Annotated in this window: 22 protein-coding genes, 1 tRNA gene and 1 pseudogene; all 24 read right to left on the bottom strand. The window is 39.7% G+C overall.

Features of this window, described 5'->3' with window-relative positions; translation table 11 throughout:
* Position 1: 1 nt before the first annotated feature.
* The 24 genes and pseudogenes from ISALK_RS08530 to murD all read right to left on the bottom strand — a co-directional run bounded on the left by ISALK_RS08530 (position 2) and on the right by murD (position 21645).
* Positions 2–1606 (bottom strand): gamma-glutamyltransferase family protein, encoded by a 1605-nt coding sequence (locus ISALK_RS08530; protein WP_160721236.1) that lies wholly within the window; start codon positions 1604–1606, stop codon positions 2–4.
* Positions 1607–1724: 118 nt separating this feature from the next.
* Positions 1725–3539, bottom strand: coding sequence for a translational GTPase TypA (typA, locus tag ISALK_RS08525; protein ID WP_160721234.1), 1815 nt, complete (start codon positions 3537–3539; stop codon positions 1725–1727).
* A 97-nt stretch (positions 3540–3636) separates the two neighbouring features.
* Complete coding sequence (locus ISALK_RS08520) at positions 3637–3828, bottom strand: uracil-DNA glycosylase (protein WP_160721232.1); 192 nt, start codon at positions 3826–3828, stop codon at positions 3637–3639.
* 124 nt (positions 3829–3952) lie between these two features.
* Complete coding sequence (locus ISALK_RS08515) at positions 3953–4990, bottom strand: M42 family metallopeptidase (RefSeq protein WP_236660333.1); 1038 nt, start codon at positions 4988–4990, stop codon at positions 3953–3955.
* A gap of 63 nt (positions 4991–5053) precedes the next feature.
* A pseudogene (locus ISALK_RS15080) lies at positions 5054–5251 on the bottom strand (GIY-YIG nuclease family protein); the annotation flags it as partial.
* 22 nt (positions 5252–5273) lie between these two features.
* Entirely contained in the window at positions 5274–6227 is a 954-nt protein-coding gene (locus ISALK_RS08510; protein ID WP_160721228.1) for an L-threonine 3-dehydrogenase, read from the bottom strand.
* Positions 6228–6391: 164 nt separating this feature from the next.
* The gene (locus tag ISALK_RS08505; RefSeq protein WP_160721226.1) at positions 6392–6883 is read right to left on the bottom strand and encodes a PspC domain-containing protein; all 492 of its coding nucleotides are present in this window, start codon (positions 6881–6883) and stop codon (positions 6392–6394) included.
* A gap of 30 nt (positions 6884–6913) precedes the next feature.
* Positions 6914–7099, bottom strand: a complete 186-nt coding sequence (locus ISALK_RS08500; RefSeq protein WP_160721224.1) for a PspC domain-containing protein — start codon at positions 7097–7099, stop codon at positions 6914–6916.
* Between the two features lie 118 nt (positions 7100–7217).
* On the bottom strand, positions 7218–8102 hold the full coding sequence (locus ISALK_RS08495; RefSeq protein ID WP_160721222.1) for an alkaline phosphatase family protein: 885 nt from the start codon (positions 8100–8102) through the stop codon (positions 7218–7220).
* Between the two features lie 213 nt (positions 8103–8315).
* Positions 8316–8831, bottom strand: a complete 516-nt coding sequence (locus tag ISALK_RS08490) for a protease complex subunit PrcB family protein (protein ID WP_160721220.1) — start codon at positions 8829–8831, stop codon at positions 8316–8318.
* A 139-nt stretch (positions 8832–8970) separates the two neighbouring features.
* Positions 8971–9046, bottom strand: a tRNA-Pro gene (locus ISALK_RS08485).
* Positions 9047–9142: 96 nt separating this feature from the next.
* A complete protein-coding gene (locus tag ISALK_RS08480; protein ID WP_160721218.1) occupies positions 9143–10174 on the bottom strand; it encodes an NAD(P)H-dependent glycerol-3-phosphate dehydrogenase in 1032 nt (343 codons plus the stop codon).
* A gap of 13 nt (positions 10175–10187) precedes the next feature.
* The gene (plsY, locus tag ISALK_RS08475) at positions 10188–10775 is read right to left on the bottom strand and encodes a glycerol-3-phosphate 1-O-acyltransferase PlsY (protein WP_160721216.1); all 588 of its coding nucleotides are present in this window, start codon (positions 10773–10775) and stop codon (positions 10188–10190) included.
* Positions 10776–10777: 2 nt separating this feature from the next.
* Positions 10778–12100: a ribosome biogenesis GTPase Der gene (gene der, locus ISALK_RS08470; protein WP_160721214.1), complete on the bottom strand. Its 1323-nt coding sequence runs from the start codon at positions 12098–12100 to the stop codon at positions 10778–10780.
* An 11-nt stretch (positions 12101–12111) separates the two neighbouring features.
* Complete coding sequence (locus ISALK_RS08465) at positions 12112–13473, bottom strand: DUF512 domain-containing protein (RefSeq protein WP_371723765.1); 1362 nt, start codon at positions 13471–13473, stop codon at positions 12112–12114.
* A 204-nt stretch (positions 13474–13677) separates the two neighbouring features.
* Positions 13678–14148 (bottom strand): transcriptional regulator NrdR, encoded by a 471-nt coding sequence (gene nrdR, locus ISALK_RS08460; protein ID WP_160721210.1) that lies wholly within the window; start codon positions 14146–14148, stop codon positions 13678–13680.
* Positions 14149–14168: 20 nt separating this feature from the next.
* Complete coding sequence (ftsZ, locus tag ISALK_RS08455) at positions 14169–15224, bottom strand: cell division protein FtsZ (RefSeq protein WP_160721208.1); 1056 nt, start codon at positions 15222–15224, stop codon at positions 14169–14171.
* Positions 15225–15373: 149 nt separating this feature from the next.
* On the bottom strand, positions 15374–15748 hold the full coding sequence (locus ISALK_RS08450; RefSeq protein WP_371723764.1) for a small basic family protein: 375 nt from the start codon (positions 15746–15748) through the stop codon (positions 15374–15376).
* Between the two features lie 3 nt (positions 15749–15751).
* Entirely contained in the window at positions 15752–16471 is a 720-nt protein-coding gene (locus ISALK_RS08445) for a DUF881 domain-containing protein (protein ID WP_160721204.1), read from the bottom strand.
* Between the two features lie 19 nt (positions 16472–16490).
* Positions 16491–17207, bottom strand: coding sequence for a DUF881 domain-containing protein (locus ISALK_RS08440; protein WP_160721202.1), 717 nt, complete (start codon positions 17205–17207; stop codon positions 16491–16493).
* Positions 17208–17245: 38 nt separating this feature from the next.
* Entirely contained in the window at positions 17246–18061 is an 816-nt protein-coding gene (locus ISALK_RS08435) for a cell division protein FtsQ/DivIB (RefSeq protein ID WP_160721200.1), read from the bottom strand.
* An 8-nt stretch (positions 18062–18069) separates the two neighbouring features.
* The gene (gene murG / locus ISALK_RS08430) at positions 18070–19149 is read right to left on the bottom strand and encodes an undecaprenyldiphospho-muramoylpentapeptide beta-N-acetylglucosaminyltransferase (protein WP_160721198.1); all 1080 of its coding nucleotides are present in this window, start codon (positions 19147–19149) and stop codon (positions 18070–18072) included.
* The gene (ftsW, locus tag ISALK_RS08425; protein WP_160721196.1) at positions 19146–20276 is read right to left on the bottom strand and encodes a putative lipid II flippase FtsW; all 1131 of its coding nucleotides are present in this window, start codon (positions 20274–20276) and stop codon (positions 19146–19148) included. The genes murG and ftsW overlap by 4 nt, the downstream gene beginning before the upstream one ends.
* The gene (murD, locus tag ISALK_RS08420; protein WP_160721194.1) at positions 20269–21645 is read right to left on the bottom strand and encodes a UDP-N-acetylmuramoyl-L-alanine--D-glutamate ligase; all 1377 of its coding nucleotides are present in this window, start codon (positions 21643–21645) and stop codon (positions 20269–20271) included. The genes ftsW and murD overlap by 8 nt, the downstream gene beginning before the upstream one ends.
* Positions 21646–21667 lie beyond the last annotated feature (22 nt).

Genomic DNA, 21667 nt, shown 5'->3' with positions numbered 1-21667 from the left:
TTTACCAGACTGCCACCATTCCGTCCGTTCGGGGTTCCGTAGCTCCTATTAAGGTCTCGCCGTTTTTCAGAATGATCTGCCCCCGTCCGAAAGAGCCGGAATCTTTCGCCCATTGAACCTCATGCCCCCGCCTTTGTAAATGTTCGAAAATAAATTTCGGGGTTCCTACTTCAATTTCCACAGCTTTATCTTGGATCCATTGCCATCGCGGAGCATCTAAAGCTTCCTGGGGGTTAAGGTCAAAATCCACCAGATTATTTATGACTTGCATATGCCCTTGAGGCTGCATGAATCCACCCATGACTCCAAAAGGTCCAAGAGGTTTCCCTTCCTTCGATAAAAAACCAGGAATAATTGTATGATAGGTCCGCTTCCCAGGAGAAAGGGCATTATGATCCTCAGGGTTTAGGCTAAAGCTGTGCCCCCGATTTTGAAGTGCAATACCGGTTCCGGGAATCACCACTCCCGAGCCGAAGCCCATATAATTACTCTGGATAAAAGATACCATATTCCCTTCACCATCAGCCGTTGCCAGATAAACCGTCCCGCTGTGATCCGGCTTACCGGCTTTAGGAATCAGTGCCCGATCCTTTATCTCTTTACTTCTTTTTTCTCCGTACTCATAGGATAACAGATTGTCAACTGTAACCTGCATATTTTTTGGGTCTGTAATAAATTTCTTCCCGTCCTCGAAGGCAAGCTTCATGGCTTCGATTTGATTGTGCACAGTGCTCTCTGAGTCTCTGTTTTGCAGGGTTTGATGTTGCAAAATATTCAAAGCCATTAAAGTAATAATCCCTTGTCCGTTTGGCGGAAGTTCCCATACATCATATCCTTTATAATTCAGTTTAACGGGATTTATCCACTCCGGTGTAAAACTTTCTAAGTCTGTCTTATCCAAATAGCCATTGTGCTTTTTAGAAAAGTCATGGATTTTATCTGCCAAAGTACCCTGATAAAACTCCTTAGCATCGCTGTCCCCTATAGATCGTAAAGTCTTGGCATGATCCGGAGATGACCATGTTTCTCCCGGTTTTGGTGCTCTGTTTTCCGGCGCAAAGGTTTTAAACCATCCTTCATATTCCAATCCCTTAAAGGTTTTTTGATAAACTTTCAAAGCCCGTTCCCAGTATTTTGAAGTTATTGGAGAGACCGGATATCCTTCCTCCGCATAGGTAATTGCCGGCACTAAACATTCTTTTAGTGTAAGGTTCCCAAATTTATCGGATAGTTCCGCCCAAGCGCCAGGTGCTCCCGGAACAGTTACGGGAATCATCCCGTGTTTCGGGATGGTTTCATATCCTCGGCTTTTAAGCTTTTCAATAGAAATACCTTCAGGGGATTTTCCGCTGCTATTCAATCCATAAATATTATCCTTCATCCAGACAATAGCAAAAGCATCACCGCCAATTCCGTTGGAAGTGGGCTCCACAACAGTTAAACAAGCTGCCGTGGCAATAGCTGCATCCACAGCGTTGCCTCCTTTTTTGATAATATCCAGCCCCGCCTGAGCCGCTAAGGGTTGGGATGTGGCAACCATTCCTTTTTTGCCATAGACTAAAGTACGTTTTGATGAGTATTTATACTGCAGATCATGATAATTCATTGTATCCCTCCGATTATATTTATTAAGTCTAAAACTCCCACTGAAGAGTGAGAGTTTTAAGTGGCTAATCTATATAACTATTCGATACAGTTGTGCGAATCTCCTGCTTTTTCGACTATTATTTTTTACTTTTACCGGCTTTATCTCGCAAGCTACGATTCAGTACTTTCTTACGCAGTCGAATTTCTTTTGGAGTCACCTCTACGAGTTCATCATCTTTGATAAATTCTAAGGATTGTTCTAAACTTAGTATCCGTGGCGGCGCCAACTTGTATGCATCATCGGTTCCGGAAGCCCGAACATTGGTCATTTGCTTTCTTTTACATACATTCAGTACCATATCATCCACTCTTGAATTTTCCCCGATAACCATTCCTTCATAAACATCTAAGCCCGGGGAAATAAAGAGGACCCCCCGCTCTTGGGCAGAAGTAAGACCATAAGCGGAAGCCTGTCCCTGTTCGTAAGCAATTAAAGACCCTTTGGTTCGTGTTGGAATCTCTCCGGTATACTTATCATAGCCTTCGAATACATGATGCATAACACCATAGCCTTTCGTATCCGTTAGAAGTTCCGAACGATATCCGAAGATCCCCCTTGCGGGTACTTTAAACTCCAGCTTCGTCATACTCCCCATGGAAGGGACCATATTGACCATTTCCCCTTTTCTCCGGTTCAGTTTATCAATAACTGAACTGGCATACTCTTCAGGGACTTCCACATATACATATTCAATAGGTTCTTTGAGTCCTTCTTCGGTTTCTTTCATTAGAACTTCCGGTCTGGACACGGCAAATTCAAACCCTTCACGACGCATGGTTTCAATAAGAATGGATACATGAAGCTCTCCGCGACCATACACTTTAAAGGTATCCTCACTGACTTCTTCTAAGCGCATGGCAACATTTGAAAGCATCTCCCGTTCCAATCGTCTTTTTAAGTTCCGACTTGTAACAAATCGTCCGTCCCGTCCGGCGAAGGGGCTGTCATTCACGATGATGTTCATGGACATGGTAGGTTCATCCACCTCAAGAATCGGTAACGGGTCAGGCTTATCAATATTACAAATGGTGTTTCCAATATTGATGTTTTCCATTCCCGAAACGGCAACAATCTCTCCTACACCGGCGGAATCCGTTTCCGTTTTATGAAGCCCTTCGTAATTGTAAAGACTTGTCACTCGAACCTTGGTTTGTTTCATATCTTTATCAACAACAATAGCACTTTGATTTTTTTCGATATTTCCTTTGGTAATCTTTCCGATGCCGATTCTTCCTGTATATTTATCGTAATCAATTGAAGAAATCAATAGTTGCAGGGAGTCTTCTTCTTTACCCTTCGGATGCTCGATATTCTCAATGATCATTTTAAACAAAGGCATAAAATCCTTGGCATCATCCTCCATATCCAGCTTCGCTACTCCATTTTTCGCCGAAGAATAAATCACAGGAAAGTCCAGTTGTTCTTCGTCGGCACCAAGATCAATAAATAGATCCAAGACTTCATCCTGTACATGTTCTATTCGAGCTTCTGGACGGTCAATCTTATTAATGACCACGATCGGCTTTACTCCGGATTCAAAAGCTTTTTTTAATACAAATCGGGTTTGGGGCATGGGGCCCTCATAGGCATCCACCAATAATAGTACCCCGTCGACCATTTTCATAATCCGTTCCACTTCACCACCGAAATCGGCATGCCCGGGGGTATCGATGATATTTATTTTTGTATTATCCACCATAATCGATGTGTTTTTCGATAAAATGGTAATTCCTCTTTCCCGTTCCAATGAATTAGAGTCCATAACCCGCTCTTGTATACTTTCATTTGCACGGAAGGTTCCGCTTTGCTTTAGCATTTCATCCACTAATGTGGTTTTTCCATGATCTACATGGGCAATAATTGCGATATTTCTCAAATTTTCTTTTTTCATTACTCATCTGCCTCTCTAGAATTCTCTATTAACTCATAACGTCCATTTTAGCACATTTCCAATGGTTACGCAATTCTTATTTTTCGAGAATCTTCTTCTAGGTTTGTTCGGCTGAAGCTTTCGAAGAGAACTTCATGCATTTTTGTCCTGAAGTACGAAAAACTACTAAGGAGGGTAATTCTTGACTTTTAAAACCAAAGGCTCTACAGCCTCTGCTTTTTTTATGATCCCAAGTGATAAAGTAGTAACGGCACTTAAGACAGTTCACCCGCTTATTATTCCGATCCATTCCCCGCCCTCCTTTTATAGAAAACCGATAGCTTATCATCGGTTTAATAACCCCTCTATCCAGCTAGCATTACCCGTATCACTCTATCAAGTGCTCTTATTATTAAATTCTAATATTTTTCATGCTATTCTGAAAGCAAATACTGAATTCCCAGTTTTAATGTGTTCCCAATAGCATCTTCATGGGTTCTTTCATAGCCGTGGGAAGCATAAACCCCAGGACCGATCAGAGCGGCTTTAAAATCGTTACCCGATCGGAGTGCCGCACTAGCATCAGAACCGTAGTATGGATAGAGATCTACTTTATAGTTGATTTTATGTTCTTTTGCAATTTCTATTAATTTTTTCCTTAAACTGTAATCATAGGGGCCAGTTGAATCCTTAGCACAAATGGTTACATGATATTCTGTGGAACTTTGGCCGTCTCCCGGGGTACTCATGTCAATAGCTAAAAACTCTTTTGTTTCCTCCGGTATAGAAGCACTGGCTCCATGACCTACTTCTTCATAATTACTGAAAAAAAAGTGGGTGCTATAAAAGGGTTTTTTCTTATTTTTTTTCAAATCGTAAATTAACCCAAGCATTACAGCAACCCCAGCTTTATCGTCAATATGGCGAGATTTAATAAAACCGTTTTCGTGGATTTCAGTTCTCGGATCTAGGAATATAAAATCTCCTATGGAAATTCCGAGTTTTTCTATATCTTCAACACTGGTTACCTTCTGATCAATTATTACTTCCATGTTTTCCACACTTCGGTCGATTTTCTTGGCATCGCTATGAATGTGTACCGACGGTTTTGTCGTAAAGAATGTGCCACTAAACTGTTTTTGATTCAATGTTTCAATTACACAATTTTCTCCTTCCACGGAGTTCATCATGTACCCTCCAATAGGATCAAATTTCAAGCGCCCATTCGATTTGATCTCTTTTACCATGGCCCCTAGGGTATCCATATGAGCAGATACTGTACGGTGTTCTTTTGTGACTTCTCCCTTTACAGTTGCGATAATCGCACCTTTATGAGTTTCTTGATAGTCCACCTTCAAAGATTTCAGCTCTTTAATTACATGGTCTTTAAGGTACTCCGTATGACCACTCGGACTAGGTATTTTCAGTATTTTTTCAAGTTCATCGATGGTATATCTTAGAGTCTTTTCCATAGACACATCTCCCTCACTCTTTAAATTCTTATTGATTAGAATTTCTTTTCCCTTTCGACTGAGTTGTTTGATTTCCCATTCCCTTCCCTGGGCCCGCCTTTTACTTTTAAAATATTCCCAATAAACCAGATGCACCGGCAGTCGCGGTCTTGTATATTTTGCTCCTTTTTGCTGATTGTGAGTATTCAGTCTTTTTTCCAAATCAGTTGTCCATCCGGTATAATAAGTACCGTCGCTACATTTAACTATATAGGTATACATGATGTCTCCTCTTGTTAACGGTTTATGCGTCCAATTTTTTCTTCAATTTCTCCAACATATCTTTGGTCATAGAGGTTAAATTATATTCCGGATCCCAACCCCACTGAGTTCTTGCTTCAGAATCATCCAGACTGTTAGGCCAAGAATTGGCTATTTTTTGTAAATTTTCATCCACATCATATTTTAGCTGAAATTCCGGAATGAATTTCCGGATCTCCTTAGCTAACATTTCAGGGTCAAAACTCATGGCTGTAATATTAAAAGCATTTCGGTGCTTCAGTTTTGATTCATCCGCTTCCATTAGTTGAACAATGGCCTTTAGGGCATCGGGCATATACATCATATCCATAAAGGTTCCTTTGCCAATAAAACTTGAGTATTCTTTATTTTTGATTGCTTCATAGAAGATATGCACCGCATAGTCTGTGGTTCCTCCTCCAGGCATTGCATCGCTAGAGATTAATCCAGGAAAGCGGACTCCTCTAGTATCCACTCCAAATTTTCTATGATAATAATCCGCAAGCAGCTCTCCAGAGACCTTAGTTACGCCATAAATCGTCGAGGGCCTCATGATCGTATCCTGGGGCGTTTGATCCTTTGGTGTGTTCTCACCAAATACGGCAATGGAGCTGGGAATGAGTACTGATAAATCATGGATTCTGGCAACTTCCAATACATTATACAAACCGTTCATATTAATGTCCCAGGCAACTTGGGGGTTTTTTTCTCCGGTGCCCGATAAAATTGCTGCTAAATGAACTATATGTGTTACTTGATGTTTTTCAACTAGCTCTTCTATCCTTTCATAGTCCAACACGTCCAGGGTCTCGAAATTCCCCTCATCCATTAATGGGTGACCTTCTTTTCGTTTCCTGCTTGAAGGTAAAACATTTTCTTTTCCGTAAATTCCCCGCATATAACGGGTTAGATCCGTGCCAATTTGTCCTAAGGCTCCGGTGATTAAAATTTTTTTCATATTTGCTCCCTCCAATATATTAAGTCTTTCTTATTTCATAACAGTCTTTATTATACCCAAGATCCGCTATAAAAAACTCTAGAGTTTATAGACCCTAGAGTTTCATTTTACTATATTTTCATTGCATTAGAAACAGGGGGGATTAACTTGATGGCAACATTTAACTAACGGCTTTGATACTCTTTTAATATCACAAAAAAACCAATAGCAATTAAACTTAAGGAAGCCATATGTCTTAAGCTTAAAATATTCCAGAAGAAAAACCTGTTGCTAAGCAAGCTAATCCCTAAGAATAGTAGGATGAAACCTACAATATATTGCGCCGTATTGTTGTTTTTTCCATTAGTTTTTTCTTGGTATTCAGTTTTTTTTTGAACATCATCGGAGGCTTTGGCTTGCTCCGGCTCCACTTCATCCAAATCAACAAACCCCTCTTCCAAATCCTCGGAGGACTTGTTTAGGCCGTAGTCTACCGGAGGTTTCGGCATAATAAGAGCGGCAATAATATAGCCTATGAAGCCGGCCCCGCCGGCAAAAATGAACAGAATCCATGCGAGACGGACCAGGGTAGAATCGATTTCAAAATACTCGGCAATTCCCCCGCATACCCCGGCTATTTTTTTATCAGTATTTGAGATGGTTAATCGTTTGCTCATAATGACACCCTCTTTCCATAGTGATTTTATTTAATCCCGCTTCGGTATAACAAACATAGCAATAATATAAGCAATAATACCAGCGCCTCCCATGGCACTGAATATTACCCAACCTAATCGCACTAAAGTCGGATCCAAATCAAAATATTCAGCAATTCCTCCGCAAACTCCAGCGATCATTTTATTCTCTTCTGATAGATATAGTTTTTTATTCATCTTTTACTCCTTTCTATTATTCAATTTAGTTATATTGTATCCCTAGGTGTATCCCAAACTACGAATATCATCCTGCTTTATTAATCATATACGTATTAAGGTTTCAGATGTCTGATTCTTATTCAAAATAATTTTCTATACTCGGAGTAATATCCTGTATACTGTTGACCCTTAAACGAAACTCATTGGATCCATTTCCAAGTGCGATCATGGGCACCTTATTCATTGTATGATACGGAGTTGATAAATCCTCAATATTGCCGTGATCACTAATAAAAATAAATAAGGTGTTTTTAAAACAAAAGGATTCTAAGATTCCAGCAATGAATTGGTCCAACTCTTCCAAAACTCGATAGGCATTCTCAAAATCTTTCCGATGCCCAGCCAGATCCGTTTGAAAGTACTCGAAAAAAGTGAAATCATTTTTTTTCACAATCTCACCTAAAGTTTCCGCCGCTTCCCGGGGCGTCCTTATCGGGACCTTGGCTTTCCATTTTTCCAGCATAATTCGATTCGTTATATCCTGATAAACAGCTGTTTGTTTTTTTAAATCTTCCTCGGTGCGTAAAGAAAGTCCTGCAGAAAGTGTTGCCACCGTAGATACCGACATTTCCTCAACAGCTTTAGAATTGCTTATCAGGTTTGAAATAAATTTTTTATTATATGCATTGGCATTCGTAACTCTTAACCCCAACTTCTTCAGCTTAATAAAAATATTTTCTTTTTCAATTATCTCACGGAGCTCTTTATTAGGAAATCCGTTCAAATGTTTCCCAATAACCTTTGGTGCATTAACCCCTGTCAGTATTGTGGTTTGTCCCGAAGCACTTTGAGGGATCCCCGGTACCCCCAGGGTGGCATCCGTAGGTACAGGAATACCTTCTTTTAGAAGTGATTGGATAGAGGGTAAATCTCCTGTTTCAATAGGATTGTAAGCAGCTTTTTCTTCTCTCCCTATTCCAAATCCATCGACAAATAACAACAGAACACGTTTATTCTCCATTTTCTTACCTTCTTTTCTATATATTCTATAATTACCAGTCTATCATAATTGTCCCTTAGCTTTCAATTTCATGTTTTAAACAACAAGATATGCTTAAACACAATCTGTTTCTTAGAGTTTATTCCTTGGAAAATTCATATTAAAATTTTAAAAGCTGCGATCCTATCGCAGCTTTTGTTCAAATGGATATCCTTAAATTCAGGGGATATCCATTTACTCTTTTATAAAGTTCACATGTTCCACTTCCTCTGATAATTCAATAAGCAAATAAGGATAGGTGATGGCCTGGGTTACTATTTCATCAGGTCCTGGAGCACGTACGTTGTAAATCAAAATCAGTTCTTCTCCTTCAAGCTTTTCCTCTGTAATCTTTATCGAATAGCCTCCGGTATTTTTCTCTCCGGCAGTAATCAGGTATATTTTTCCATTTTCAGGGTTTTGAAACTCGCCGGCATCAGATTTTTTAGTGTCTATCCAATTGCTTAAAGCTTGATCCTTTTCTACATCCATTGTAAAATAGTTTCCCTCAACCTCCTTAGAACCCATATCCTCTTCCTCCTTATATCTATCGTCTTCTGATTCTTCGTCTTCTGATTCTTCTTTTGCACTGTCATTATCCTCTTCAAGTCCGTTTTCCGGGTCATCCAGCTCTCCACCACAGGCTGTGGCACTTAAAATCAGTCCTGTGATCAGTAACAGCAACAATAAAATCTTTCCAATTTTTTTCATTTGATACACCCCTTTATGATCTTATTTAACCTATACCCTTTAGACGTCGGTTTTATTCCAAATGTTTCATAAAACACAAAAAAAACCGTGTCCCTTCAAAGAGACACGGTTTTTTGTAGAAACCTTAAGAATTTTTAAATGGTCGGAATGGGCGGACTTGAACCGCCGGCCTCACGCCCCCCAGACGTGCGTTCTACCAACTGAACTACATCCCGATTAAGCTACAAAAAATATTGTAATCTTTTTACCGGTAAAAGTCAAGCGCTTTTAAAAAGATTCCTTGCATTATTTTGTTTTTTCCCGGAATCCATCTACCAGTTAAGCTTTTTCGACTCTACAATTTCTTCCATCTCATTTTTCATTCGTCGACTCATCAGTTGCACTACCGCTTCCTTGGGTGCCACTCCTTTATAAATCACATTGTAAATCTGTTCAGTTATGGGCATCTCAATATTATAAAACTTCGACAATTCATAAGCAGATTCCGTAGTTTTAATACCTTCAACCACCATCCCCACTTCCTCCAAGGTTTCCTCAAAAGACTTCCCCTGACCGATAAGTATCCCTGCTCTTCTATTTCGACTATGCATACTTGTGCAGGTTACGATTAAATCTCCAATACCAGATAGCCCGGAAAAAGTTGAAATTTCAGCACCCATAGCTTCGCCAAGGCGAGCGATTTCTCTAATACCCCGGGTCATCAGTGCCGCCTTTGCATTGTCCCCATAACCGAGACCATCGGAAATTCCGGCACCGAAGGCAATTACATTCTTTAAGGATCCTCCCAGTTCAACACCGACAATATCCGGATTTGTGTAAACCCTGAAGTATTCATTAGAGAATAGATCCTGTACAAATTCTGCCCACTTTTTTTCTTTCGAAGTGGATACCACCGTAGTAGGCATCCCCCTCGAAGCCTCCTCCGCATGGGAGGGACCCGATACCACTGCACAGGGTTGCGCCCCCAACTCCTGATGGATAATCTCAGAGATTCTTAGTTTCGAATGAACCTCCAAACCCTTCGCTACATTGATCACTATCTGGTCCTTTGTAAGAAAGGGTTTGATTTTTCTTAGAATTTCCCTTACGGATTGCGTTGGTACCGACAGTAACACCACTTCTTTCCCTTCGATGGCAGTTTTCAACTCATTGGATAACTTAATTGCGCCAGGAATCGTCACATCTTTTAAATACTTTTGATTTATTCCGGTAGTTTTGATTTCTTGCAATTGTTCTGGGCTTCTCATCCACAAATCCACGTTATGTCCGTTACTATTCAGAACAATACTCAATGCACTTCCCCAACTACCGGCTCCGATTACAGCGACAGATAATGGTTTCATAGTATAACCTCCCTTAAGACTTTTTTTTCTTGGAGATGGTTTTTTCTTCTCCCCGCATTAACCGACGGATGTTTTCTTTATGTCTATAAATCGACATAGCAGCCAACACTGTGGCAAAAATAGCGTAATCTCTGCTAAAAACCAAAACTAAAATCGCGAAGGATATCATTCCCATCAGCGAACCCAGGGAAACAATTTTAGTTTTCATTAAAAAGGCAATGCCGATTAGAATCGCCATAAACCCATAAAAAGGATGGATTACAAGGATTAATCCAATGGAAGTAGCTACACCCTTTCCACCTTTGAATTTCAAAATAACCGGCCAATTATGACCTGCTACGACAAATATGCCGGCGACCATGGCATAGTCTTCTCCAAAAAGGTATCGAACCACTAAAACGGCCATTACACCTTTTAAGGCATCCACGACAAAAGTTAGTGCTGCAAACTTTTTTCCCATTACCCGAAGTACATTTGTCGCTCCTGCATTTCCACTGCCATGTTCTCGAATATCAATATTTTTCGCCATTTTTCCTATGAGATAGGACGGAGACAAATTTCCAATTAAATAAGCAACAAAGATGGTAACTAATAACTCCACAGTTAATCCCCTTTCGCCTTTTCTTTTAAGATAAATCGAATCGGACTGCCTTCAAACCCAAAGTTTTCACGTATTTTATTTGTTAAATATCGGATGTAAGAGAAGTGCGCCAGCTTTTTATCGTTTATAAACAGTATAAATGTCGGCGGCTTAACCCCTCCCTGGGTGCAGTAATAAATTTTTAGTTTTTTCCCCTTATCCGATGGGGGTTGATTGAGCAGTACTGCCTCCCCAATAATTTCATTTAGTACTCCGGTTTTTAAACGCATGGCATTTTGATTTGCTACGGCCTTAACGGTTTCAATAATTTTGTTTGTTCTCTGGCCTGTCAAAGCTGAGATGAACAAAATCGGTGCATAATAGCAGTAGGAAAGTTCATTACGAACGTCCTTGATAAAGGTATTCATGGTCTTCGTATCTTTTTCCACTAAGTCCCATTTGTTAATAACAATAACTAAAGCTTTTCCGGCTTCATGACTATACCCCGCTATTTTCTTGTCCTGTTCTGTTACCCCTTCCATAGCATCAATAACCAACAGGCAAACATCCGCCCGTTCTACAGCGGTAACTGAACGGATAACGCTGTAACGCTCAATGTTATCATAAACCTTGCTTTTTCTTCGAATACCTGCGGTATCAATTAATACGTAGCGGTCATCTCCATGGGTGAAAGGGGTATCAATAGCGTCTCGGGTTGTTCCTGCAATTTCGCTGACAATTACCCGATCTTCCCCCAGAATTTTATTGATCAGTGAGGATTTCCCCACATTTGGCTTTCCTATAACCGCAACTTTTACAACATCTTCATCGTAGTCTTGTTCCTCGACTTTTGGGAATAAAGCCACCATTTCATCTAATAAATTTCCGATATTTAATCCCATGGCCGATGAGATTTCCACCGGTTCCCCTAATCCTAATTCGAAAAAGTCGTAATAAAAAGGAGAAGACTCCCTGTTATCCACTTTGTTGAGCACTAATAAAAGTGGCTTGCCGGATTTTCTTAGCATACTAGCAATCTCACGATCATTAGCCGTTAACCCTTCTCTACCATCAAGCAAAAAAATAATTACATCCGCAGTTTCTATAGCGAGCTCCGCTTGACGTTTCATTTGTGCCGGAATAATTTCCTTGGACTTCGGCTCAATACCACCCGTGTCGATCAAATGAAACTGATGACTAAGCCACTCGGTTTCAATGTATATTCGATCTCTGGTAACACCCGGTCTGTCCTCCACAATCGCAATCCTTTTTCCTGATATTTTATTAAATAAAGTGGACTTTCCCACATTTGGTCGTCCTACGATTGCCACAATTGGTTTTCCCATATTATCACCCCTTAAGTTGATTTTGATATTTCTAATAAACTGCGTACAAAACTTTTTCCATCCACAGAGGAAGCGATGACTGTTCTTTTGAGTTCTTGTTCCAGATCTTTTAAAGTAAGATCATCAAGAAAAACGTTTTCCTCTGCTTTTAGCATGGATTTGGGAATCATCGTTATGGTTTTGATATTTTTACTTTCTCTTCCTTCGACCTCTGGGCTTTTTAATGTTTCAATAATATCGCCTCCGGTCACTAAACCACTAACAGTTATCGTTTCTCCAAAGAAGCGGTTTTTCACCGGGATAACTTCAAATTCTATGAAAGGCAACACGCTATGAACTTTTTTTGCGATATTCTCCATAAATTCCTTTGCTAAGACTCCGGTAACCAGTTGAACCAGCACCTGTCTATTGACATCCATTAGATCCTTTAGCTCAGGACGGGAACCCTGTTCAGCCTTAAATTTTTCCATAGCTAAAGCCTCGTCAACTTCCCCGCGAAACTTGGCAACTAACCCCACACCATTTTCAATTTGCGGAAACCCCTCATAATCTTTTATTTTAGGAAACGGTCTCTGTGCTAAAATATAGAACTCATCGGATAGATGAACAAACCGTCTTCCTTTTTCTTTTACTATCGATCTTTGCCAAGCTTCCACCTGTTCAATAACCTTTGAAGCAGTGCCTTGATCATAGGGCTTCATTAGAAAAAGGCCTTCCCGATATTTTGTAATTCCTACGGGAACGATAGCCGTGCTTTGAATATGCTGAAGTTCTTTTAGGTCTTGAATTGTTTTATCTAGATGTTTTCCGTCATTTACTCCGGGGCAAAGAACAATTTGACAGTTCATCTTTATTTCATGATCATTAAAATCCCTCATAACCTTTAGAATGTCCCCGGCCTTTTTGTTGTTAAGCATTTTCACTCGAAGAGCAGGATCCGTAGCATGAACCGATAGGTTAATAGGACTAATACGATAGTCAATAATCCTTTGTATTTCCTCCTCTTTCATATTTGTGAGAGTGATGTAATTCCCTTGCAAAAAGGATAGTCGGGAATCATCATCCTTAAAATACAACGTTTTACGCATATTATTTGGTAATTGATCGACAAAACAAAATATACACTGATTTTGACAATTTTTAGACTGATCAATAATAGGGTTTTCAAACTCCAATCCCAGATCCTCATCATACTCTTTTTCAATCTCCAAAGTCCATATTTCTCCGTTGCTTTTTTGTATATCCATTTCCAGATATTCATCGGAAATGAAATAACGATATTCTATGATATCATTAATAGGTTGACCGTTAATATTCAGTAGGATATCCCCTACCTCAATCTCCAGTTCCGCACCTATAGTTTCCGGTCCCACCTTGCTAATTCGATTAATTACTTCATGTTCCAACCTAAACACCTTCTTCTAACTTTTTAAAAACCATAAACTATATTATCTTATAATGCATTTTTATTATAACATAATTTTATTCCTTTACATAACAATCCTCACTATTATACAGTTTTATAGCAGCACTGTAAACCGTATATAGTTTTCAGTCTTTGTTCAAAAGAAAAAACACTAGCTATTGCTAGTGTCAGGATCTTTAATTAATTTATTAAGCTCCTCCATGAATGTGCTAATATCTTTAAACTCCCGATAAACCGAAGCAAATCGCACATAAGCAACCTCGTCGGTTTTTTTTAGTTTATCCATAACCAGTTCGCCGATAAAATTTGTACTTATTTCCTTCTCCATGGAATTGTACAAGGTTTTTTCTATGTCATCCACGATCTTTTCTATATCCTGTAGAGAAACCGGTCTTTTTTCACAGGAGCGAATAATGCCATTCATAACTTTACTCCGGTTATAGGATTCCCGGGTTCCTCCTTTTTTAATAACAATCAGTGGGAGCTCTTCTATTTTTTCGTAGGTGGTAAAGCGCTTTTTACAACTCGAGCACTCTCTCCTTCTGCGAATTGCCTGCCCTTCTTCGGTAGGTCTTGAATCAACAACTTTCGATTCTTCATGGGAACAAAATGGACAATTCATCTAAATCCTCCTAGTTCACTTTATCTATTCCTTCGTAGAAACACAGGAATGTCTAAGGAATCTCCTTTTTTCTTTGATTCTATCGTCTGGTCTTTTTTTTGAACTTCCTCTTCATTCAGAGGCTCATTATCAAACCCGGTAGCAATTACTGTAATTCTTAACTCATCCTCTAAGTCTTCATTGATCACAGCTCCAAAAATAATGTTGGCATTTTCATCAGCGGCTTCCGTAACCAATTCCGCGGCTTCATTAACTTCAAAAAGGCCCAATCCCGCTCCGCCGGTAATATTCAACAACACTCCCTTTGCCCCTTTTATTGAGGTTTCAAGCAACGGACTTTGTATTGCCTGTTTCGCAGCTTCTGAGGCTCGATTTTCTCCTACGGCACTTCCAATCCCCATGTGAGCCAGTCCCTGCTCCAACATGATCGTTTTAACATCGGCAAAGTCCAAATTCACAAGACCGGGTACCGCTATTAAATCAGAAATCCCCTGAACCCCTTGTTTCAAAACGTCATCCGCTATTTTAAAAGCATCCAACATAGTGGTTTTCTTTTCAATGACCTGCAGTAATCGATCATTAGGAATGGTAACTAACGTATCCACTTTATCTCTAAGATCATCTATACCGATTTGAGCATGGGACATCCTTTTTTTCCCTTCAAAAGTGAAGGGCTTTGTAACAACCCCTACCGTTAGTATTCCCATTTCTTTTGCAATTTCCGATACAATAGGCGCAGCTCCGGTACCGGTTCCGCCTCCCATTCCCGCAGTTACGAAAACCATATCCGCCCCTTCAAGTCTTCGGTAAATATCTTCTTTGCTTTCCCCAGCAGCTTTCTTACCGATTTCAGGATTTGCTCCAGCTCCTAATCCCTTGGTTAGCTTTTCTCCAATTTGTAATTTATGTTCAGCTTTAGAAGAATACAAAGCCTGCTTATCCGTATTAATCGCAATAAATTCCACACCTTTTAAGCCGGATTCCACCATACGGTTTACTGCATTGTTTCCGCCTCCGCCAACACCAACAACTTTTATTTGAGCAAATTGATCCATGTCAACATCAAATTCCAACATAAGCATTACCTCCCTATAGTACGTATGAATATTTCTTATTTCAGAACGGTTTGATACCAAGATATAGTATGATAAATTATTCCTTTATACAATAATTCAACACATCTTTTCAAAATCCTTCTTTTTTATGAAAAAAAATAAAAAAACTGTTATTTCCTTTGACTACGAGCAGTTTTGCTTACTCCTCTAGCAACCCTCAAGCGATGGATCGCGATCCGCCTTATAACCGCTAGATTTTGGAATAATCTCCCTCCAAAAGCAAAAATCGCCGCATAATAGAGAGGGACTCCTAATTTATCACCAATATAAGCCAGAACTACAGCTAAAATCGTGTTTCCGAAAAAACCGGAAACAAAAATTTCTATATCAAATTTTTCTTCAAGGCTTGCTCGGAAAGCTCCAAAAACCGAGTCCAGTGCAGCAAGAATTGCCACTGAAATGTACAGTGAAAAACCGGGAGGGTAAGTAATCGGAATTAGAAATCCCAGTGCCACGCCTAATAAAATTCCAATAAATGCAAAAATCATTTAATCACCTTCCTGTATCTCTATATAATTCAGCGCCGGCTCCCGTTCAAAGGCTTTTATCAAAATTTCATCACTAATTTCCGACCCTACAGGAAGTTCATAGTACTCCCGTAAAATATAGGCATAGGAAGTAGGCGCGTTAATCGCAGCATTAAGGGTGTCCGGATTTCCAATAGCTTCTATAATAAAGGGCTGCCCATAGGTAACATCATTTACCGTGATAGTCGCACCTTGACACTTGATTTGGGTTTGGCTGGTCACCCGCTGACCATTTATTGCTAACGCCTCTGCCCCGGCTCTTCTAAGATCATTCAAAATATTCAATACATCCAGGTCATGGATCACAAGATTGTTGGGATCTTCTCCTTCATCCAGTTCTCGCTCACTGTCCTCTAAGGTTACTGTAACTCCCGGCCCCCTCAACGGTGTAAGGTGGCTATACATTTTTTGTTTTTTCACCTCTATGGCAAGAACCTCTTCTAGCGTTCCCTCCTGAAGTGCTTGCTGGTACTCCTTTAGCTGAATTCTCTGTTGTTCAATATACTCCTCTAGATCTTCAACTTCCTGTTTTGTTTCGGATATTTCGGTATTAAAAGCCTCTACAGTATCTAGCCTAATGAAATCATAATTCATGTCCGTATTACGGATATTAGTTACCAACATAAAACTTACGAAAAAAAACGTTATCCCGATAATTAATTTATCCCTTGAGTTTTTCATAGTAAAAGCTCCTTAAATTCTATTGTTCATCTTCTGCTAACGGTACCGCGTACTCAAACTCCGAAATATTTTGTGCTCTTTCAATAAATATATTATCCTCTTTGGTAATTTCCACGTTAATTCCAGTAAATTGTCTTATTTCCCATATAATGCCATAGCGAATATTCAAAGCCGCTTCCAGTGTGTCCCCATGTCCAATTGCTCTTATCTCAAAGGGAGGACTAATGGGTCGGTCATTGACATGAATGGCATTAGAACCATAATAAATTTCAGTCAAAGCGGTATAGCGCTCCCCGTTTATTTCTATAGCTTCCGCACCGGCGGCATTTAAGTTATTGGCAAGAGACAGTAAAATATCGTAATTATACAACAAAAACTCTCCCTCTTCCTCTTCACTTTCAATGGTGATAACTACCCCCGGTCCCTGTCCGGAAACATGACCAGAGATCAATTGGTACCTTTGTAAATCCCTTCTAAGATTTTGTATAATCAGATTTTCATCCGCATCGGTCTGCTCGTACTCCTGAAGACGATTTTCCAGATCCGTTAGTTCCTTCGTTAGTTGCTCCCGTTCCTCTTGAAGATTTCTAAGTTCAATGGCCATAGCTTGGGAACGTTGGGTAGAAAGAAGTTCTCCTCCGGTTGTGTCCCGAATAGTTTGAAACTGAACGGATAATGAGAATACCACAAGCATGGAGAGTAGTCCTAAAATAATTTTACTTTTAACATCTTTCATTTTTCATCCCCCTAAAGCCGTTATCCTAAACATACAATCTAGTTATCACCAGTGGGTTCTTCTTCCTCTTCAGATTCTTCTAGATGCTTCTTTTCTTCCTCTTCATTAGACCGGCGATCTTCAAAAAAAGTTCCCGCTTCCACATAGATATAATCCTTGTATTTTGATATAATCGATACATTGCGCTGATTACGATTAAGTAAATCCTCATAAACCTGTTGTGTTGCAACAATCGTGTAGGGTAAATCTATGTCAATTCCTAGCACAATATCAATATGCTCTGTTGTTTCTACAATCAGTTGATCTTCAACTAAATAATACTCTGTAATATCTGTAGAAATATCGGAAATCGATAAAGCTTCATAGGCATCTAATGAAAACCGTAGTTGATCATTATTATCGGTGATAATCTCATTTCCAATATCTGCACTTTGGACCTGCACCTCTCGTAAAACCGGCAAATCTCCGACAATGTAGGAGTCTGATTTTCGCAGAAGGAAAAGCTCCCTATCCATAAATAAGTAATTACCATTATAGGGTATTATAGCATATTCTTCCCGTTCTTTCAGCTTTATTTCAAGGGTATCAGGCAATTTTCTTTGGATAATTACCTCGCGGACATAGGGATGTTCTTCAATGCCCTGTTCTTTTTTATTTAAATTATATCGAAGAATGTTCTGATTCAATGTGATTTCAGTAGTATCTTTAAAATATTTTTTGGTGATATGTTCTGAAGCCTCTATCTCCAGATTTTGTAGCATCAAAATATCCATATAAAGCATTCTAACAATAATAACGCCAAAAATGATCATAAACAGCACTATTCCCTTTATTATCCGCCCTAATTTTTTCATGACTTCACCTAATTCAATTCTTGTTTATTATATAAACTTTCGAATAACTTATAGAGATCTTCTTCCGTTTCTCCTTGGGCTAAGGCGGCATTTTTGTTCCCCATGTCCTTCAGTAGATGCTGATCCTCAGTTAATCGCACAATTTCTCGATGAAGCTTCTCTCCGGTTAACTCTTTTTCTAAAATCACAATAGCTCCCCCTTTTAATTCAATGCTTCGGGCATTATACTCTTGGTGATTTTCTGCTGTGTAAGCCTTCGGGATTAAAATCGCAGGCTTCCCTGTTGCTAGAATTTCCGTAATCGTTATCGCTCCTGCACTGGAAATGATCAAATCCGCTTCCTTCATTTTATCCGGCATATTTTCTAAATAGCTTACCACTTCAATATCCTGATGCTTTATCGTTTCATTCATTCCATTAAAATGGTGTTTTCCGCTGACCGCCAAAATCTCATAGGGCAGTCGGTCATAATTCTCAGCAATCCACGAAACCCCTTCATTGATTTTCGTTGCTCCTCCGCTGCCGCCAAAAATAAGAATTTGCTTCTTTTCTTGTTTTCTCTTGGATTCTGAAGGTTCCCGAAAAGCTTTTCGAATAGGATTACCGGTCAATACCATTTTTTTGGGATGCACAAAATACTTCTTGGAGTCTTCAAAACTGATTGCAATAACATCCACTTTTTTTCCAAGGATTTTATTTGTTAAACCCGGATAGACATTTTGTTCATGGAGCATTGTGGGAAAATTCTCCCTTGCAGCAGTGTATACGATCGGCCCGCTTACAAAACCTCCGGTTCCAATTACAACATCAGGCGAAAACTTCCGAAGGATCTTTTTGGATTGAGCTAGACCCTGTAATAGTTTCAACCCGCTTTTAACATTATGAAAGGATAGCTTACGCTTTAAATATCCTACGGTAATAAACTCAATAGGATAGCCGTATCTCGGTATAATTTCACTTTCTAAACCATCCTTCCTGCCCACGAAAAGAATTTCCGCGTCGGGATTTTTAGCTTTTATGGTATCGGCTATGGCCAGGGCAGGGTATATATGTCCCCCGGTGCCACCACCGCTTATAATCACTTTCATTTTGTGCCTCCTTTAGTAAAGTCACAGTATTTTGAGATGTTTATCATTATGCCCATAGCCGTCATAAAAATCAACAAAGAACTCCCCCCATAACTAATGAAAGGAAGAGGCATGCCGGTGACTGGCATGGAAGAAGTGGCTACCGCAATATTGATAATCACTTGAACAGCAATCATGGTAACAATTCCCGTAGCCACTAATGTACCAAAGAGATCCGGCGCATTCATGGCGATTTTAATACCTTTCCAAATCAGCAACATAAACAGCAACATTACGAAGAGTCCTCCTATAAACCCTAATTCTTCACCTATTATAGAAAAAATGAAATCGTTATGAGCTTCCGGAAGATACAAGTGCTTTTGCACACTTTTTCCCAGACCCTTTCCTAGAATACCTCCGGCTCCAAGGGCATATAAAGATTGTATTATCTGATAACCGTCTCCCTGGGCATAAGCCCATGGATCAACAAATGTCATTAAGCGGTCCGTTCGATAACTGGCTCTTTCCGCTACAAAAACTAATTGATAGAGCATATATCCTATTCCTGAAAACACAACACCGCTTAACAAAGCAAAGTGAGATATCTTCATACCACCAATAAAAACCATGGTAATCATTATAGCAATCACCACAATAGCAGTACTAAAATCATGTTGATCAATCAAGTAAAAAAACACCCCTCCAAGTACTAAATAGGGAAGAACCCCAGTAAAAAAATTTCGAATTCCCTCTCCTTTATTCTCGATAGATGCCGCTAAATAAATAATAATTCCCAACTTAGCAATCTCCGAAGGCATTATACGTATCGGACCGACGCCTAGCCAGCGGGTTGCCCCTTTCACTGTAATTCCCAAGGGGGTAAACAAAAGTAGTAAAGCTACTAAACTCACGACGAGAATAAACTTCGACCACCTTTTCCAAACAATGTATTTGATTTTTGAAGCCATAAACATCCCGAGACTTCCTAGAACTGTCCACATGCCCATCCGCTTTAAATAATGAAGACCATCGTTATATTGTACCAGAGAATATGTATAGCTGGCACTAAATACCATGATGATACCTATAGTCACCAAGCTTGCAACGGCAAAAACGATGGTTAAATCCGTTGCTTTTTTTTTAATCATCGGATACCCTCCCTAATTTTTTAAAGATCTCTTTAAAATGTTCTCCTCTTTTTTCATAGCTCGAATACATATCCCAGCTAGCACAAGCAGGGGATAATAAAATCACATCCCCGGTTACCCCTTGATCAAAAGCAAACTTTGCTGCCTGTTCCAAATTCTTCACGGCTTTTGTATTTCGAAAGCCTTTTTCTTTCGCCGTTTTTTCAATAACTGGAGCAGTTTCCCCATAAACCACCAAATACTTTACCCTTCCCGGAAAATGATCAATCAGCGCTTCAAAATCACTGCCTTTATCCATCCCTCCGGCCAAGAGGATAATAGGGTCATTTACGGCTTCCACCGCTTTTATTGATGCGTCGGGATTTGTTCCCTTTGAATCATTGATAAAAGTAATCCCATGGACTTCCCCACAAACTTCCATACGATGTTCGACCCCTTTAAAGCTTTTTAATCCCGCTCGAATATTTTCAATACTGATGCCAAGGCTCCAAGCTATTGCAGTGGCTGCTAATGCATTTTCTACGTTGTGCTCCCCTAAAATCTTCAAGTCTTTTTTATCTACAACTGCGATCTCCTTGTTATGAGTCTTTACGGTAATTTTTTCTGATTTTATAAAAACCCCTTCTTCCAAAGGTGTCAGGCGACTGAAGTAAAATTTTCGAGCCCCTAAGTGCAGTGTAGCATCCCTTAAAAATGAGTCATCATAATTAATGATCGCCGTATCATTGAACCTTTGGTTGCTAAAGATGTTCATCTTACATCGGGTATAATTCTCCATTGTTTTATGGCGATTTAAATGGTCCGGTGTAAGATTAAGAATTGCGGCGATATCCGGCCTGAAATTTTTCACGCTTTCAAGTTGAAAGCTACTGACTTCTGCAATAAAACAATCCTCTTCGGTAGAGTTTAACACTTTAGATATCATTGGGAACCCAATATTTCCTACAATATGGGTTTTGGGATTCTCTTTTTTAATAATCTCACCGGTTAAGGCGGTTGTTGTGGTTTTTCCGTTGGTTCCTGTAATCGCCACTAGCTGTCCCTTCATCAATCGGTAAGCCAGTTCAATTTCTCCAATCACTTCAATTCCATTTAGCTTCGCATCTAACACAAGGGGAATCTCCGTCGGCACCCCCGGAGAGAGGATCACAAGCTCCGGATCCCCTGCTTCTTTTAAATTCCTTAATTGTTGCCCTAAAAGTAGTTCTTCCCCGGTTAATTTTAATTTTTCCGTAGTCTCTTGCAGTTCTTTTCTAGACTTAGTGTCAGTAATCATCACCTTTGCCCCCAGCTTTTTCAGTACCTTTACCAAGGGGATCCCCGTTGTTGCCAAACCCACAATTAGTACTTTTTTATTTTTTAAATTCATTATCCCACACCCCTGTTTTATA

The sequence above is a fragment of the Isachenkonia alkalipeptolytica genome, assembly GCF_009910325.1.
In the GTDB taxonomy this organism is placed as follows: domain Bacteria; phylum Bacillota; class Clostridia; order Peptostreptococcales; family T1SED10-28; genus Isachenkonia; species Isachenkonia alkalipeptolytica.
Note: the sequence above shows the minus strand (reverse complement) of the source record. Positions and strands in the feature narration are given on the sequence as shown.

Coding starts and splice junctions, on each gene's coding strand:
- ISALK_RS08530 (WP_160721236.1), bottom strand. CDS start 1,606: ATGAATTATCATGATCTGCAGTATAAATACTCATCAAAACGTACTTTA.
- typA (WP_160721234.1), bottom strand. CDS start 3,539: ATGAAAAAAGAAAATTTGAGAAATATCGCAATTATTGCCCATGTAGAT.
- ISALK_RS08520 (WP_160721232.1), bottom strand. CDS start 3,828: ATGGATCGGAATAATAAGCGGGTGAACTGTCTTAAGTGCCGTTACTAC.
- ISALK_RS08515 (WP_236660333.1), bottom strand. CDS start 4,990: ATGGAAAAGACTCTAAGATATACCATCGATGAACTTGAAAAAATACTG.
- ISALK_RS08510 (WP_160721228.1), bottom strand. CDS start 6,227: ATGAAAAAAATTTTAATCACCGGAGCCTTAGGACAAATTGGCACGGAT.
- ISALK_RS08505 (WP_160721226.1), bottom strand. CDS start 6,883: ATGAGCAAACGATTAACCATCTCAAATACTGATAAAAAAATAGCCGGG.
- ISALK_RS08500 (WP_160721224.1), bottom strand. CDS start 7,099: ATGAATAAAAAACTATATCTATCAGAAGAGAATAAAATGATCGCTGGA.
- ISALK_RS08495 (WP_160721222.1), bottom strand. CDS start 8,102: ATGGAGAATAAACGTGTTCTGTTGTTATTTGTCGATGGATTTGGAATA.
- ISALK_RS08490 (WP_160721220.1), bottom strand. CDS start 8,831: ATGAAAAAAATTGGAAAGATTTTATTGTTGCTGTTACTGATCACAGGA.
- ISALK_RS08480 (WP_160721218.1), bottom strand. CDS start 10,174: ATGAAACCATTATCTGTCGCTGTAATCGGAGCCGGTAGTTGGGGAAGT.
- der (WP_160721214.1), bottom strand. CDS start 12,100: ATGGGAAAACCAATTGTGGCAATCGTAGGACGACCAAATGTGGGAAAG.
- nrdR (WP_160721210.1), bottom strand. CDS start 14,148: ATGAATTGTCCATTTTGTTCCCATGAAGAATCGAAAGTTGTTGATTCA.
- ftsZ (WP_160721208.1), bottom strand. CDS start 15,224: ATGTTGGAATTTGATGTTGACATGGATCAATTTGCTCAAATAAAAGTT.
- ISALK_RS08445 (WP_160721204.1), bottom strand. CDS start 16,471: ATGAAAAACTCAAGGGATAAATTAATTATCGGGATAACGTTTTTTTTC.
- ISALK_RS08440 (WP_160721202.1), bottom strand. CDS start 17,207: ATGAAAGATGTTAAAAGTAAAATTATTTTAGGACTACTCTCCATGCTT.
- ISALK_RS08435 (WP_160721200.1), bottom strand. CDS start 18,061: ATGAAAAAATTAGGGCGGATAATAAAGGGAATAGTGCTGTTTATGATC.
- murG (WP_160721198.1), bottom strand. CDS start 19,149: ATGAAAGTGATTATAAGCGGTGGTGGCACCGGGGGACATATATACCCT.
- ftsW (WP_160721196.1), bottom strand. CDS start 20,276: ATGATTAAAAAAAAAGCAACGGATTTAACCATCGTTTTTGCCGTTGCA.
- murD (WP_160721194.1), bottom strand. CDS start 21,645: ATGAATTTAAAAAATAAAAAAGTACTAATTGTGGGTTTGGCAACAACG.